The organism is Bradyrhizobium sp. ISRA430, assembly GCF_029909975.1.
Classification (GTDB): Bacteria; Pseudomonadota; Alphaproteobacteria; order Rhizobiales; family Xanthobacteraceae; genus Bradyrhizobium.
The window spans coordinates 6,053,279-6,068,432 of the sequence record NZ_CP094516.1 but is presented as its reverse complement, the minus strand read 5'-3'; the positions used below and the strand labels follow the sequence as shown (position 1 = coordinate 6,068,432).

At 61.5% G+C, this 15,154-nt stretch carries 12 protein-coding genes; 3 read left to right on the top strand and 9 right to left on the bottom strand.

The window, feature by feature from the left end; all coding sequences use genetic code 11:
- Position 1: 1 nt before the first annotated feature.
- From MTX21_RS28755 to MTX21_RS28735, 5 genes are all read right to left on the bottom strand, one after another.
- Positions 2–1,327 carry an ABC transporter substrate-binding protein gene (locus MTX21_RS28755; RefSeq protein ID WP_280971415.1) on the bottom strand — a complete coding sequence of 442 codons (1,326 nt, stop codon included), beginning with the start codon at positions 1,325–1,327 and terminating at the stop codon, positions 2–4.
- A gap of 110 nt (positions 1,328–1,437) precedes the next feature.
- Positions 1,438–2,565 (bottom strand): branched-chain amino acid ABC transporter permease, encoded by a 1,128-nt coding sequence (locus MTX21_RS28750; protein WP_280968004.1) that lies wholly within the window; start codon positions 2,563–2,565, stop codon positions 1,438–1,440.
- A gap of 15 nt (positions 2,566–2,580) precedes the next feature.
- A complete protein-coding gene (locus MTX21_RS28745) occupies positions 2,581–3,510 on the bottom strand; it encodes a branched-chain amino acid ABC transporter permease (protein ID WP_280971317.1) in 930 nt (309 codons plus the stop codon).
- 9 nt (positions 3,511–3,519) lie between these two features.
- Positions 3,520–4,305: an ABC transporter ATP-binding protein gene (locus tag MTX21_RS28740; protein ID WP_280968003.1), complete on the bottom strand. Its 786-nt coding sequence runs from the start codon at positions 4,303–4,305 to the stop codon at positions 3,520–3,522.
- Entirely contained in the window at positions 4,302–6,272 is a 1,971-nt protein-coding gene (locus tag MTX21_RS28735) for an AMP-binding protein (protein WP_280968002.1), read from the bottom strand. The genes MTX21_RS28740 and MTX21_RS28735 overlap by 4 nt, the downstream gene beginning before the upstream one ends.
- 278 nt (positions 6,273–6,550) lie before the next feature.
- On the opposite strand from MTX21_RS28735, the gene MTX21_RS28730 reads away from it, so the two are divergent.
- Positions 6,551–7,573 (top strand): LLM class flavin-dependent oxidoreductase, encoded by a 1,023-nt coding sequence (locus tag MTX21_RS28730; RefSeq protein WP_280968001.1) that lies wholly within the window; start codon positions 6,551–6,553, stop codon positions 7,571–7,573.
- Between the two features lie 146 nt (positions 7,574–7,719).
- Here the strand turns inward: MTX21_RS28730 and MTX21_RS28725 are convergent, their stop codons facing one another.
- From MTX21_RS28725 to MTX21_RS28715, 3 genes are all read right to left on the bottom strand, one after another.
- Positions 7,720–8,043 carry a hypothetical protein gene (locus MTX21_RS28725; protein ID WP_280968000.1) on the bottom strand — a complete coding sequence of 108 codons (324 nt, stop codon included), beginning with the start codon at positions 8,041–8,043 and terminating at the stop codon, positions 7,720–7,722.
- Positions 8,044–8,249: 206 nt separating this feature from the next.
- Positions 8,250–9,110: a VOC family protein gene (locus MTX21_RS28720; protein WP_348637451.1), complete on the bottom strand. Its 861-nt coding sequence runs from the start codon at positions 9,108–9,110 to the stop codon at positions 8,250–8,252.
- 201 nt (positions 9,111–9,311) lie between these two features.
- Positions 9,312–9,638: a hypothetical protein gene (locus MTX21_RS28715; RefSeq protein WP_280967998.1), complete on the bottom strand. Its 327-nt coding sequence runs from the start codon at positions 9,636–9,638 to the stop codon at positions 9,312–9,314.
- 438 nt (positions 9,639–10,076) lie between these two features.
- Between MTX21_RS28715 and MTX21_RS28710 the strand changes: the two genes are divergently transcribed.
- Positions 10,077–12,329 (top strand): TOMM precursor leader peptide-binding protein, encoded by a 2,253-nt coding sequence (locus MTX21_RS28710; protein ID WP_280967997.1) that lies wholly within the window; start codon positions 10,077–10,079, stop codon positions 12,327–12,329.
- A 93-nt stretch (positions 12,330–12,422) separates the two neighbouring features.
- Entirely contained in the window at positions 12,423–13,796 is a 1,374-nt protein-coding gene (locus MTX21_RS28705; RefSeq protein ID WP_280970820.1) for a SagB family peptide dehydrogenase, read from the top strand.
- An 84-nt stretch (positions 13,797–13,880) separates the two neighbouring features.
- On the opposite strand, the gene MTX21_RS28700 is transcribed toward MTX21_RS28705, so the two are convergent.
- Positions 13,881–14,615 carry a metal ABC transporter permease gene (locus MTX21_RS28700; protein WP_280967996.1) on the bottom strand — a complete coding sequence of 245 codons (735 nt, stop codon included), beginning with the start codon at positions 14,613–14,615 and terminating at the stop codon, positions 13,881–13,883.
- Between the last annotated feature and the right edge of the window lie 539 nt (positions 14,616–15,154).

Below are 15,154 nucleotides of genomic sequence, written 5' to 3'. Positions count from 1 at the left end.
CTCAGCTTTCTTTCGAGCACTCGCGCGGCTGGATTTTCTTATCCGCGGCATACTTCGTGGAGACTTCCCTGACGAGCGGATCGATGAGCGCTTCGTCAGCCGTGTACCAGTCAGAGATGATCTTCCAGTGCTTGCCGTCCCACTGCTGGACGCGCCCGTCGCGCGTGCCCTCGTGGTCGGAGCAGGAGATCCTGATCGGCTTCAACATTCCTTCGAAGCCGAGCTCCTTGATGCGTGCCTCGGAGAGGTTGAGGTTCTCAAGACCCCAACGGATCTGCTCGCCCGTCAGCGGCTTCTGGCCGAACTTTTCCTGCGCCTTGCGGATCCCCTCCACGCCGAGCATGGCATTGACGATGCCACGGTTGTAGAGGACTTCGCCGACCTTGCCCGGCTCCGTCGAACCCTTGCCTTTCGCGTAGACGTATTTCTCTATGTCGGCATGGACGGGAAACTTGCCCGCGCCATGCTGAAGCATCAGCGACTTGTAGCCTATGGCCTGATCGCCCGCGGGCGTCACGTCCGGCTCTGCGCCGGACCACCAGACACCGATCATCTTCTCGCGCGGATAGGCAACGGCCGCCGCTTCCTTGACTGCCGTGCTGTTCATGACACCCCAGCCCCAGACCAGGACATAGTCCGGCCGGTTCTGCCGGATCGCCAGCCATTGCGACTTCTGTTCGACGCCGGGGTGCGTGACCGGGATCGGCGTGAAATCAAAGCCGTACTTCTGCGCCAGTACCTGCAGCATCGGGATCGGCTCCTTGCCATAGGGGCTGTCGTGGTACAGCAGCGAAATCTTCTTGCCTTTCAGCTTGTCGAAGCCGCCGAGTTCCTTGGCGACGTGCTGGATCGCGATATCCGCCGCGGACCAGTAAGTGCCGAGCATTGGAAAATTATAGGCGAACACCGCACCATTCTTGGAATCGGCACGGCCGTAGCCCATCGTGATGATCGGGATTTTATCGGCCGCGGTCTTCTCGGTGAGGGCGAAGGTGATGCCGGTCGACAGAGGATTGATGAAGGCCGCCCCGGTTGGACCCTTGCTCTTGAGACGCTCGTAACACTCTACGCCCTTGTCGGTCGCGTAACCCGTCTCGCATTCTTCAACCAGGATCTTGACGCCGTTGATGCCGCCGTCACGCTCATTGATCAGGTTGTAATAGTCCACAACACCGTTTGCGTAAGGAGCGCCATTCACGGCGTACGGTCCGGTCCGGTAGGAGAGAATTGGGATGAACTGCTCGTTTTGCGCTGCGGCCGGTGCGCTAACCGACGCGCCAGACAGGACGGCCGCCACTATCAGTACATTGCGTGCAATGCTTGCCATTTCGATATACTCCTCCTTTTGAGTCCCCTCTTCTTGAGTCCGGGGGTTTTTTTCTTCCTCCTCTTCCAACGGCCGCCATCCCGCGTTGCGATCGAGGCGCGATCGCTTCTTCAATAGGGAAACGGCCAAAGTCTGAGCTTCTCCTTGGCGATCGATATCAGCCGGGCGAAGCCATGGGGTTCTTTTATGAGAAGATAGCAGATCAGCGACCCGAAGATGATGAATTCGAGATGAGCGATCGTTTCCGTCGACAGCGGCACGCCGAGCTCAGTTGGAACCACATTCAGCATGATCGGCACGATGAGGATGAAGGCCGCCCCGACGAACGAACCCATGATCGATCCGAGTCCGCCGATGATGACCATGAACAGAAGTTCCAGCGAACGGTCGATCGAGAACGCAAGCGGCTCCCATGAGCCAAGGTAGACGAACGCCCAGAGTGCGCCCGCCACGCCGATGATGAATGAAGAGACCGCGAAGGCCGTGAGCTTTGCATACAGCGGCCGGATACCTATCAGTTCGGCGGCGATGTCCATGTCGCGGATCGCCATCCATTGTCTGCCAAGATTGCCGCGAACGAGATTCTTCGCCAAAACCGCTATCACGGTCACGAAGAGCAGGCACAGCAGGTAGCGCTCAACCGGCGTCCGAACGACCAGACCGAAGAATTCCAGCTCCGGCGCATTGACCGATCCCGACGGGGCGTAGTTGGTGAACCACGGGATCCGCAGGAACGCCCAATCGAAGAAGAACTGCGCGGCGAGCGTTGCTACCGCCAGGTAGAGGCCCTTGATCCGCAGACTGGGAATGCCGAACAGGATTCCGACCCCCGCCGCGATGAGCCCGCCAAGCAGAATGGATGCCAGCACGGGCAACGGTGGGATCGAGATCGCGAAGCCGAGCCAGGCAAGCGGGATGTGAACGCCGGTTGCCAGCTTGTAGGCGGCATAGGCGCCAATGGCCATGAATGCGCCGCTGCCCAGCGAGATTTGGCCGCAATACCCGACGAGAATGTTCGTGCCGATGGCGGCGAGCGCCAGGATGAGGAAGGGCAGCAAGATGGCCCACAGCAGATAGTCGCTGTGGAACGGCCAGATATGGAGCGTCGCCAACAGCGGCACGCCAATGAACGCGAGACCAAGCAAGATCGCCAGCGCAATTCGGTCCTGACGGATCGGGAAGATCGCCATGTCCTCTGCGTAGGTCGTCTTGAACTGTCCAGCCTCGCGATAAAGCACAACAAATTCCTCATCTCAGACGCGTTCGATGATCCGCTCGCCGAACAGCCCTTGCGGCCGCATGAGCAGCACCGCCAACGCCAGCACGTAGGCAAACCAATATTCGATGCCGCCGCCGATGGACGGCCCCAAATACACCTCGGCAATCTTCTCACCCGCCCCGACGATGAGCCCGCCGACGATGGCTCCCGGAATGGAGGTGAGGCCCCCGATGATCAGAACCGGCAGAGCCTTCAGCGCGAGGAAGGTGATGGAGAACTGCACGCCGAGCTTGGTACCCCACACGGTCGCCGCGACCAGCGCAACGAGACCGGCAACGAGCCAGACCACGAACCAGATCCAACTGATCGGGATCCCGACTGAATGCGCGGCCAAATGGTCGTCGGCCACGGCCCTGAGTGCGCGACCGGTCTTGGTGCGCTGGAAGAAGATCGCGAGACCGGCGACCAGGATGCCGGCAATCAACGCGCCCCAGACATCCAGCTTGTTGATCAGAATTCCACCCGGGAAGAGATCCTCGAGCACAAACCAGGCGTCCGTCGGGAACAGTCGCAACGGGTAGACATCCGACCCGAAGATCATCTCCGACGCACCCTCGATGACGAATGTCACGCCGATCGTGGACATGAACAGCGTGAGCCCGTCCTGGTTGACAAGAGGTCCGATCACGAACCGCTCGATCAGCCAGGCCGTTGCCGCCATGATCCCTGCGGCAAAGCCGATGCCGAGGACGATCGCCGCCCAAAGCGGAAAGCCGTTGGCAACCAGGAGATCCAGGGTGCGAACCAGCGCCAGCCCTGCAAGCAACACCATTGCGCCCTGGGCAAAATTGAACACACCGGATGCCTTGAAGATCAGCACAAAGCCAAGCGCGACCAGCGAATAGAGCACGCCGGACATCAACCCGCCGATCAGAACTTCGAGAAATTGGCCCAATGCGATCACGGGCGCTCCTCAGTGTGCAACGCCAAGATAGGCGTCGATGACGGCTTGGCTGTTCTTGACCTCGTTGGGCGTGCCGTCGGCGATCTTGACGCCGTGATCGAGCACCGCAACGCGATCCGAGAGATCCATGACCACGGCCATGTCGTGTTCGATCAGCGCGATCGTCGTGCCGTATTGGTCGTTCAGGCCGACGATGAACCGCGACATGTCCTCCTTTTCCTCAAGATTCATTCCTGCCATCGGCTCATCGAGGAGAAGGAGGTCAGGCTCCATCGCGAGAGCGCGACCAAGTTCGACGCGTTTCTGCAAGCCGTAGGGCAAACGTCCAACCGGTACCTTGCGGATCGCTTCGATCTCCAGGAAGTCGATGATCTCCTCGACCCGGTGCCGATGCTCAAGTTCCTCTGCCTGCGCAGGGCCGTAACGCAGCATTTGCCAGAACAGGCCCCGACGTACCTTTAGGGTGCGGCCGGCCATGATGTTGTCGAGCGTGCTCATTCCCTTGAACAGGGCGACATTTTGAAAGGTGCGCGCGATGCCGCCGCGGGCCGCCTCGAAGGGCTGCATCCTGGTCCGGGTGCGTCCCTTGAAAGTGATGGCGCCACGATCGGGATGATAGAAACCGTTGACGACGTTGAGCATCGAGGTCTTGCCGGCGCCGTTGGGGCCGATGATGGCTCGAATTTCACCCTTTCTGACGTTGAACGAAACGTCCCTCAGTGCCCTGACGCCGCCGAAGGCAAGGGCCACGCCCTCGACCTGCAACAGGATTTCGTTTGTGTCCGGCGCTCTCATGCGGCCTTCCCCAGAGACTCCGCCGCGCCAGTGGCCTGCATGTCGCGAATCTTGACCCGCGCCGCGATCGCACCCTTGCGGCCGTCCTCAAAGGTGACTTCAGTGGAAATGTCGGCCTCAGGCGAGCCGTCGTAGAGCGCCGAGAGCAGCGGTGCATAGCGTTCGGCGACGAACCGGCGGCGCACCTTCTGCGTGCGGGTCAACTCGCCATCATCGGCATCGAGTTCCTTGTGCAAGATCAGGAAGCGGCGAATCTGGGCGCCCGCAAGCACCTTTTCCCTGACGAGAGAGCAGTTCACCTCTGCAACGTCTTTCGCGACCATGTCGTAGACCAGCGGATGCCCGGCAAGCTCCTGATAGGATCCGTACGCGACGTTGTTGCGTTCCGCCCAATTCGCAACGGCGACCGGGTCGATATTGAGCATGGCGCAAACGAACTCCCTTGAGTCGCCGAACGTGATCGCCTCCTTGATATTGGGAAAGAACTTCAGTTTGTTCTCAAGGTACTTCGGCGCGAACATCGTACCGTCGGCCAGCCGACCGACGTCCTTCGCGCGATCGATGATCTTTAAATGTCCGGTCTTCTCGTCGAAGAAGCCCGCATCGCCGGTCTTGACGTAACCGTCGGACGTCATCGCTTCATCGGTCTTTGCCTGATCCTTGAAATAGCCGATGAACATGCCGGGTGAGCGAAACTGCACTTCGCCCGATTCCGCGATGCGGATGTCGACGTTCGGCGCCGCCGGACCAACCGTATCGGAGTAGATCTCACCATCAGCCTGACAGGTCACGTAAAGGAACGCTTCGGTCTGACCGTAGAGTTGCTTCAGATTTAGTCCGATCGCGCGATAGAACGCGAACAGATCCGGTCCGATGGCCTCGCCAGCGGTATAGGCGACGCGCACCCGAGACAGGCCGAGAACGTTCTTGAGAGGCTCGTAGACCAGCAAGCGCCCGAGCGCATAGCGCAACCGGCCTGACAGCGGCGCCGGCTTTCCGGTCAAAACCTGCTCGCCATACCGACGTGCAACGTCGATGAAGTAGTTGAACATTCGCCGCTTGATCGGCGTTGCATCCTCCATGCGGATCATCAGCCGCGTCAGCATGGCCTCGAAACCGCGTGGCGGGGCAAAGTAAAAGGTTGGTCCGATCTCACGTCGATCCTGCTCGACCGTGTCTGCGCTCTCGGGACACGCCGTGCAGAATCCGGCGACAAGGCCTTGCACATAGTTGAGGTAATGATCGCCGACCCAGGCCAGCGGCAGATAGGCAAGCACCACGTCATCGTGCGTTAGTCCGTCGAACCTCGTGGTATCGGTTGCGGCGTCAATGCAGCCCCGTGTCGACAGCATGACGCCCTTCGACGCGCCGGTCGTTCCCGAAGTGTAGAGGACGACCGCGATGTCCGAACCGTTGCCCGTTCGAACGAATTCATCAATCCGTTCACCTAGCGCGGCATCAGCCGCAAGCGCCGCACGGCCGTCCTCGATGACATCGGCGATGGCGATCGATTGGCTGTGATCGTACCGATCAAGGCCGCGCGACTCGTCATAGACAATCTTGTCGAGTTGCGGCAGTCGATCGGACACCGACAAGACCTTGTCGACCTGCTCCTGATCTTGCGCTGCGACAAACTTCGTCTCGGCGTGAGCGAGCACAAAAGCAAGCTCGTCGGCCACGGCATCCGCGTAAACCGGAACAGGAACGGCGCGCAGCGCCTGCGCTGCCATCATGGTCCAGTAAAGCTTCGGCCGATTGGACCCGACTACGGCGATCGTGTCGCCCGCTCGCAAGCCAAGCCGATGCAAGCCCGCGGCATAGCTACGCACAATCTCGGCAACTTGAGCCCATGTCCAGCTCTGCCAGATGCCGAGATCCTTGTGGCGAAACGCCGGACGCGTGCCAAACTGCGCGGCGTTTCGCAGCAGCAATTTGGGGAACGTGTCAAACGATCCGCCACCGGCCATGTCGGTCTCGATCCCAAAAACCGGCGCGTTGGTTCGCTCCTGTTATGGTGATGCCTGCCCTTTTTGGGCAACAGCCATGCGAGTGCCGCATGATCCGAGATTACAATGAATCGGAAAGCCGACAAGTACCAGATTGGGTATGATCCTATTCTTCGCGGGAGCACATGCGAAGGTATGAACGTGCCGGCTACCACTCCTGGAGGGTGAATCTGACAAACCAAGACAGTCCAAACAACCTTGCAGCGCTACCCCCTCCCGAACATCCATAGATTGCCCTCATGAGGAAAATCGGATTCCTCTCCTTCGGACACTGGACGCCCTCGCCACAGTCGCAGACCCGCTCGGCTGCAGACACGCTGCTGCAATCGATCGAGCTCGCTGTGGCAGCGGAAGAGCTCGGCGCGGACGGCGCCTATTTCCGTGTCCATCATTTCGCGCGCCAGCTTGCCTCGCCATTTCCGCTGCTCGCCGCCGTCGGCGCGAGGACCAGCCGCATCGAGATCGGGACGGCCGTGATCGACATGCGCTACGAGAACCCGCTCTACATGGTGGAGGATGCCGGCAGCGCCGATCTCATCGCCGGCGGCCGGCTGCAGCTCGGCATCAGCCGCGGCTCCCCCGAGCAGGTGATCGATGGCTGGCGCTATTTCGGCTACCGGCCGGCCGACGGCCAGAGCGACGCCGACATGGGCCGGCGCCACGCGGAAGTCTTTCTCGACCTCCTGCGCGGCGAAGGATTTGCAGAGCCCAATCCGCAGCCGATGTTTCCAAATCCGCCGGGACTGCTGCGGCTCGAACCGCATTCGCAAGGCCTGCGCGAGCGGATCTGGTGGGGTGCGGGCTCGAACGCCACTGCCGTCTGGGCGGCCAAGCTCGGCATGAACCTGCAGAGCTCGACGCTGAAGAACGACGAGACCGGCGAAGCCTTCCATGTGCAGCAGGCCGCCCAGATCCGCGCTTATCGTGCCGCCTGGAAGGAAGCCGGCCATGCCCGCGAGCCGCGGGTCTCGGTCAGCCGCAGCATCTTCGCGCTGGTCGACGATCGCGATCGCGCCTATTTCGGCGGCGGGCGCGAAGAGGAAGATCAGATCGGTTTCATCGATCCGCGCACGCGGGCAATCTTCGGCCGCAGTTATGCCGCCGAGCCCGATGTGCTCGTCGAGCAGCTACGCAAGGACGAGGCCATCGCCGAGGCCGACACCTTGCTCTTGACCGTGCCCAACCAGCTCGGCGTCGCCTACTGCGCGCATGCGATCGAAGCGATTCTGACGCATGTCGCGCCGGCGCTTGGGTGGCGGTGAGGCGGTCGTTGAGCCTGTGCTGCAGCGGAGGCAAGATCAGTGCAATGGCGCACCGCGACCGATGAAGGTGGGCAATACGGCTTCGCCGCGACGCCATGATGAACTATCCGGGAAGGCGAAGATCCTTCGCTGCAGCAGGATCGCAATCAGGATTTGATTTCGATCGGACCGGTTAGACGCATAAGCCCGCCTTTTGCCGGCGTCACCGCGGTGTGTGCCATGCCTGACGTGAAATCGAGCACGTGAACGATCGTGCTTCCGATGTGTTCCTGCCACGAGAGCATGACGAGCCCATCGCGAATGACGGTTGCCTCATATTCAACCGTATCGGCGAAGCCGATGTCATCGCCCGGCACTGTTTCCACGGTTAGCTCGCGTTCAGAGTGGAAAGTGATCCGCGGCGTGAATTTTGGGAACTTGATCTCGAGCACTTGGCCGGCGCGAAGCAGAAGTACGGCTGACGAGTTCATCTCACGGCTCCCGCTCTACGGCCATCCATAGCTTGGCATTCATGGCTTGGAGTTGGTGCGTCGCACGCGAATGTCCAGGCGACGGCATGTCCGCGGTTGGGCGGGTGAAGAATGTGCGCGGTTAGGACAGATCGACCTAAGCAACCGGCTCAAGAGCGACCCACATTTTGCTCGAGGAAGTGCGCCACCCTCGGGAGATCCAGCCACTATCGCTTCGTCTTGTGAAGGACCACCCTGCCCTGTGAAGCAACACAACCCCACCTTGCGGACCAATTGACTTCCGAGGCTTCGGTGCCTTTCTGGTCCCAAGGCCCCTGCAGCGCAAACAGGGCGCCTTGGGGATCGGCGCATCGCACGATCCAGCAGCCATCGGGCAAGGCGATCGGACCCTGGAGGACCCGGCCTCCGCCAGCATTGACGCGCTCGGCGGCCGCGCCGATGTCGTCGACATTGAAGTAGTAGAGCCAACAGGGCTGCGACACGCTCGGAAGCTTGGTGAGCATGCCGCCGATCGTCTGCCCGGCCGCCGAAAACACTTCATAAAGGTCTGCCGGATCGGCTTCAGCGGAGGCCCTCTGCCAGCCGAGAAGCTCGCCGTAAAACGGGAAGATCCTGGTCCGGTCTTCAGCCAGCAGCTCGTGCCAGCCCACGCGCCCGGGCTCGTCCAAGCCGCCGGGTTGCCGCTCGCCATATGTCAGTCCGGTGACAAGCGCAAACGTCGCTCCTTGCGGATCGACGGCCACTGAAATTCGGCCGATATTGCTATCGGTCGGTGATACCAGGATGGCGCCCCCAAGACGGCGGATCTGCGCGGCCTTCGCATCCATGTCATCGACGGCGACGTAGCCGATCCATCTCGGCGTTGCGCCCATTCGCAGCCCCTCTTCGGGAAGCTCCATGAGCCCAACGACCGGAGCGCCGCCTGCGTTGAGCAGCGTGTAGGCCAGCTCCGGGCTAGACGCATCCGTCGCGGCCCAGCCGACGACCTTGCCATAAAAGGCCGCCGCTGCCGGCATGTCCGTCGTCAGCAGCTCATACCAGGCGAAGCGTCCGAGTTGATCGACCAAGCTCGTTTCCCCATTCAAGCGGGCAGACCATTGCGCACCGCATCAAATCGCATCCGTTGCAATCCGCTCACGCGCGCGGATCCTCGGTGCAGTTGATGAAATTGCGGCGACATCGTTCATGAAGATGAATGCAATCTGAACGAGCTTCATTACATTTCGTGTATCCGTGAATCTTGCCTGCCCTGGTCGCCCGGCGTAGGATCATCTTCTCAGAGATCCTTCTTCCAACTGGAGGATGCGGCCATGCAGCGGGCGAAGCAAGCTTCGAAAAAGAGGCGAGTGACCAAAGCGGCGGTACCGGCGCTGGGAGTAGCCGGCCTGACTTTTTCGCTGGCTGGAAGCGCAGCGGCGTCGGCCGTGCCGACCGGCGACGTGCAGCAAAGGCCGAACTTCGCGCCCGGCCACATGACTACGCTCAGTGAGGAAGAACTCGCCGACGTCAGTCTCGCCACCTTCCATCTCAATCTCATCGACAATGGCAGCGTCGCTGGCAGCGTGCTGCTCGCGCGCGGATGCGGTGGTTGCCATGGCTGCGGAGGCGCCAGAGGTTGCGGAGGCTGCAGAGGCTGCGGCGGATGCAGGGCGTGCAGAGGTTGCCGCTGCGGCTTCGGCTGCGGTGGATGCGGCGGCTGTGGCGTTGGTTGGATAGGCATAGGCGTGCCCTGGGTTTCCTGCGCAGGGTGCTGTGCATCGTGGGGCCGCTGCCGCTGGTGCTAACGCCTGCTGACTGTGTGTCGACACGTCGCGATTTCATTGGCCGGGCCACGAACGCCCCGGCCATTTTTTTTGCTTTCGTTGCAACGTTCGCCGGGCCTGGCCGGTCGGCTTGCCGATGGCGAGCGAGTGTGATCCAACTTCTTCGAAGAATGCCGGTGGTCGAGCTCGGCGTACAAGTCGGGCGGGACCAATGGTTCGCCCCGTGCCGGCAATCGGACGTGACAGCAATAGGATCAGCGTGCTGACCCGATGACAGTCAATGGCAAGAGCCGCGCAGCGAGGCAGACCCGCAAGGGCATTTTGCGATTCGCACCGAACTTCACCGCCTATCTCATTCCTCCCGATGCGGTCTGTCTCTACTCCGAGAACCGCAAGTTCTTCCTGCACGGCGATCTCTATTGCGCGGTGGCCACGGCGATCGGAAAAAATGGCAAAGAAGCGCCAGAGATCGTTCGCCAGCTCTCGAAGAATTTTCCCGCCGACAAGATCGAGGAAGCGATCAGGCGGCTGCTCGAGCGCCGATACGTCGTAACGGTAACAGGAGCATCGCGCGCATTCGATGGCACCGTTGATGGATATTGGGCGAGCCTCGGCCTGCCTGCCGAGATCGCGGAACAGAATCTCCGCGATTGCCCCGTGCGGGTGGAATCGATCGATGTCAAGGGTGCCAAAGAACTTGCCGCGGCCTTGAGCAAGCTCGGCGTTCAAATCACCAAGCGGTCACCCAAACTCACGATCACGCTGGTGAACGACTATCTCGACCGGCGGCTCGCCGAGGTGAACGGGGAGCGCGTGGGCGATGCGGCGCCCTGGCTGCTGGTCCAGCCGTCCGGCGTGTTTCCGTTGGTGGGGCCTGTGTTCAAGCCGGGCGAGAGCGCCTGCTGGACCTGCCTGTTCGATCGCATGATACGCAATCGGGAGATCAAGGGATTTCTCGACCGCGGACCGGCGCAAGCGGTCGCCGTATCGCCCCTGGTCAGCGACACAGTGGGACAGATCGCCATCCACTTCGCTGCTGTTGAAATCGCCAAAGCGATCGCCTCGGGATTTCGCACCGATCTGCGCGACCACATCGCGAGCCTGGACCTGACCGGGGCGGTCATCGCCAAGCACTACGTCGCGAAACGCCCGCAGTGTCCGACCTGCGGAGCCAAGAGGCTGCAGAATCCGCGCCGGGCGGCGGCACCGATCGAAATTGCGGAGGGCAGAAAGCTCGTCATGACGAGCGGCGGGTACCGCACCGTGACGTCACGAGCCACCGTAGCGCGGTTCCGCAAACACGTGAGTCCGTTGACCGGCGTCGTTTCGCGGCTCGAGCGGATCGAGGCCGATCTGCCGATGAACACCAATTTTTTTGCGTACCATAACTTCTCCGCGCCGGCCTGGAACGTCGACCAGCTCAGATCCGGACTGAGCGGCGGCAGCTTCGGCAAGGGTTCCACAGCCGAGCAGGGCGAGGCCAGCGCGCTGATGGAGGCGATCGAACGCTATTCGGGCATTTTCCAGGGTGACGAGATCAGGACGAAGCGCCGCTTTGCCGATTTCGCTCCCGGTGATGCTCTTCTTCCCAACGACATCCAGTTTTTCAGCGACGCGCAGTTTCAAAACAGGTATGCCCCGCAGCCGGACGATTCACATCCGGTTCCTGAGCCGTTCGATCCATCGACTAGGACCGAGTGGTCGCCGGTCTGGTCGTTTCGCGACAAGCGTTTCAAATATCTTCCGACTGGCCTGTTGTACTTCTTCTATGGCGGCTTCCATACTGATTCCAACGGATGCGCGGCCGGCAACACCCGCGAGGAAGCCATCGTTCAAGGCTTCCTCGAACTGGTCGAACGCGATGCCTACGCCATCTGGTGGTACAACCAGCTGCAGCGTGCCGAAGTCGACCTCACGCAATTCGACGATTCCTATGTGCGGGATCTGCAGGCCCAGCTTGCCGATGCAGGGCGCAGGCTTTGGGTGCTCGACATCACCAGCGATCTCGGCATTCCCTCTTACGTGGCGATCACGCACTGGATGCAGAACGGACACGAAAATATCGAGTTCGGTTCCGGCTCGCACTTCGATCGCCGCATAGCCCTCTTGCGGTCCCTCACCGAGCTGACCCAGTTCATGTCGATTGGCATGATGGGCGGCGGAAGTGGCGAGAAGCCGACGCTCGACGGCGTCACGCCGCTGCGACTGGACGATTATCCGTTCTTGATCCCCAGCGACAATCCGATTGTCCCGCCGGCACCGAGCCTGAAGGTTCACGACAATACGCGCGACCAGGTCAATGCCTGCATCGAGATCGCCACCGACGCGGGCTATGATTTCCTCGTGCTCGACCAGACGCGGCCCGACGTCGAGGTCCCCGTGGTCAGGGTGCTCGTTCCGGGCTTGCGGCATTTCTATCGCCGCTTCGCGCCCGGCCGGCTTTACGATGTACCGGTGAAGCTCGGATTATTGGATCGCCCGCGGCTGGAAAGCGAACTCACGCCGTTCCTTCCGCACACCTGAAGGTTGGCCTCGTTGCGCAACTTCCGGAAAAAGCCGGCCAGGAAGATCGCGCCCGTCATCTCCGCCCGTCTGAACGGTCGTTTTTCCCTTCACCTGCAGGCGGACGGAAGCCTCGCCGCTGCCTTGGGCGGCTATTCGATCAATCTGGGACAATTCAGCACGGCGGCGATCGCCCGTGCCGGACAGCTCGCCACTGGCCTGCCGCTCGTCTCCTTTGCCGGCAAGGGCGCCCTCGCGAAGCAGGTTCATGCCCTGGTGCAGCGACTGGCGCGGCACGGACTTGTCGAATACCGCCTATCCTCTCCGCGCGACGAACAGGATCTCGTGGTCATCGAGCCGCAGGTCGCCGAATACTGGCCGCAACCCGCAAAGCTGGGGAACGGTGATACCATCGTGTTGTCGCGCTTCGCCTATCTGCGCCGGCGCGGCAACGAGATGGTGCTGGAATCACCGCGCGCCGGCGCGCTGTTTCGGATCTGCGATCCCGCCATCGCGGCCACCCTCGCGGCCCTGTCGCGGCCTTGGAAGATCAGCACGCTTCGCCGCCACGCGGCCTCGTTGAACCTCAATCTGCTCGGATTGCTGCTTCATTGCCAGATGCTGATCAAGCTCACTGCGAAAGACGGCGACGGCCTTCGGGAGAATGAAGGCGACGGCAATCTCGTTCTCTGGGATTTCCATGATCTCGTGTTTCACACGCGGAGCACGGAGGGCCGGCATGCCAATCCAGTCGGCGGCTCGTTCACCTATGCGGGCGTCGTTCCACCGCTGCCAGCGGTGCGTCCGCCCTGGCCCGGCAAGCAGATCGACCTCGGCAAATTCTTCACGAAGCCAGCCTCGCCCCTCGCGAAGCTGCTGCGCGAACGCCATTCAATACGGGATTTCGACGACCAGCATCCGGTCACGCTCGCCGAGCTCGCGCAATTTCTCGGCACGACAGCCCGCGTGCTGTCGGAATGGAAGATCCGCGCGAATTTTGACCGCGGTCCGGAGGTCACCTACAGCGCAAGACCCTATCCGTCGGCAGGCAGCGCGTATGAGCTTGAATTGTACCTGGCGGTTTCGAACTGCGAGGGGCTTGCACGTGGGCTCTACCACTACGACGCGGGCAGCCACGCGCTGGTCGCGATCGACGTCTCCGCAGCGCAGCTCCAGGCGCTCTCGATGGCGGCCGAATTTGCCATGGACGCATCCGGTCCGCCGCAGGTCCTGATCACGATCGCCGCGCGCTTTGGGCGGATCTCCTGGAAATACAGCTCAATCGCATATTCGCTGATCCTGAAGGATGTCGGCAATTTGATCCAGACGTTCTACCTGGCGGCGACCGAGATGGGCCTTGGTGGCTGCGCCATTGGCACCGGCAACATCGATCTGTTTGCAAGAATGACGGGGCTCGAATTCCACGTCGAAGGCCCGGTCGGTCAATTCGCGCTCGGACGCGGCAAGAAACCGGCAATCCCGAGCTAGACTAGAGGGCGACATCTTTCGAATGTCTACGGCCGTGTGAGTCTCGGGCGCGATGCCGCGTGAGGTTGCGGGAGTTCGGCTCCTTTACATCGGCGGCATTAACCCGTTTTGGCCAACCGCGATCGACTTCGCGACCAGTGTGCTGCCGTTCCCTTCGCTCGCGAGGGCAAAGACCTTGGCGCCCGACGTCAAATCAGAGCGTTGCCCAGGCGTGAATCGTACCACGGGTGCATCCGACGGAACCGATATCTGCGTCTGCTTTCCGTCGTTGTATGACAGTGTCAGCTTCTTGCTCCCGTCCTTTCCGCTGCTGAGGCCAACCGTTCCGTTCGTCATCGTGCCCTGAACGGGTGCCGCCGGTTCTGACAAGCTTCTGCCCACCGTGCCATTCGTCATGGTACCTTGGACCGCTGGTGCGCCCGGTGCCGTGCTTGCCGCATGCCGATCGGCATTGGCGACGGCAGCAGGTACGCTCCATGCATAATGGCCTTCACCAGTGCCGCGCATTGAAGCGGGAAATATGACGACCTCTAGCGCTTCGAGACCGTCTTCTGGTCCTGTAGCGCCGACCCCGACAAAATCTCCCTGCTTGATATCGGACAGGTGGGCCGGAACGACCATCTTGTACTGCGTTTGGGAATCCAGCATCAGCTCTAGCGGCTTCCCGTCATATGACCTGACATTTAGCGTGTTACCGCTCAGCGATTGAATTTCCCCGCGAATGCGTGCCGGTTGCTCGGCCGCGACCGCGGCGGCCACCACTCCAATAATGGCTGCGCCGGCGAGCGGTGCCGCTGAGAGACTGCTCATTCTGCTCATTGTTCGGTCCTTTGGTTTACTCTTCGCTCGCCGTCGCTGTCCGAATTTCCGCGGATGTCAACTAGCGTCAGCCGCAAACCCAGATCCGGCGCCACCTCCAGCCAACCGGGGTCCAGACGTGTCTCACGCGGAAGCATCCGTTGTCTCCGATCGCCGCGAACGCGAAGCGGTGCCTGAAGAAGCGGTGACGGAATGCGAAGTCATCACGGTCTCGAAACGCGAAGCGATTCCGGAATGCGAATCGGTCATCACGAGCTCGAAACGCGGAGCGACTTCGGAAGGCGAATCGGTCGTCACGGTCTCGGAACGCGGTGTTGAACTGCGGATGGACCCTGCCACCGGTGACGCCGGGCCCCGTCGCTCCGCTCATCCCGCTCCTTGCCGGAGCTGCTGTCCCGCCGACAGGAGCCCCAGCGGCGTGGCCGCCACCTGCAGCACCGGCGCTAGGTGCTCCGCCCATGCCACCCCTCATTTGCGCCGAAGCATGAGGGCCAGCAAGTGCTGCAGCGCCCAGCATTGCCATCAGAGCAAGCATATTC

What these genes read in the sequence shown, in the direction of transcription:
- MTX21_RS28715 (WP_280967998.1), bottom strand. Translation starts at nt 9,638, where the DNA reads ATGGCAACCACCGCATCCGCGCGCGAGCAGCACGCTGCCAGCGACGCT.
- MTX21_RS28740 (WP_280968003.1), bottom strand. Translation starts at nt 4,305, where the DNA reads ATGAGAGCGCCGGACACAAACGAAATCCTGTTGCAGGTCGAGGGCGTG.
- MTX21_RS28755 (WP_280971415.1), bottom strand. Translation starts at nt 1,327, where the DNA reads ATGGCAAGCATTGCACGCAATGTACTGATAGTGGCGGCCGTCCTGTCT.
- MTX21_RS28725 (WP_280968000.1), bottom strand. Translation starts at nt 8,043, where the DNA reads ATGAACTCGTCAGCCGTACTTCTGCTTCGCGCCGGCCAAGTGCTCGAG.
- MTX21_RS28730 (WP_280968001.1), top strand. Translation starts at nt 6,551, where the DNA reads ATGAGGAAAATCGGATTCCTCTCCTTCGGACACTGGACGCCCTCGCCA.
- MTX21_RS28735 (WP_280968002.1), bottom strand. Translation starts at nt 6,272, where the DNA reads ATGGCCGGTGGCGGATCGTTTGACACGTTCCCCAAATTGCTGCTGCGA.
- MTX21_RS28710 (WP_280967997.1), top strand. Translation starts at nt 10,077, where the DNA reads ATGACAGTCAATGGCAAGAGCCGCGCAGCGAGGCAGACCCGCAAGGGC.
- MTX21_RS28700 (WP_280967996.1), bottom strand. Translation starts at nt 14,615, where the DNA reads ATGAGCAGAATGAGCAGTCTCTCAGCGGCACCGCTCGCCGGCGCAGCC.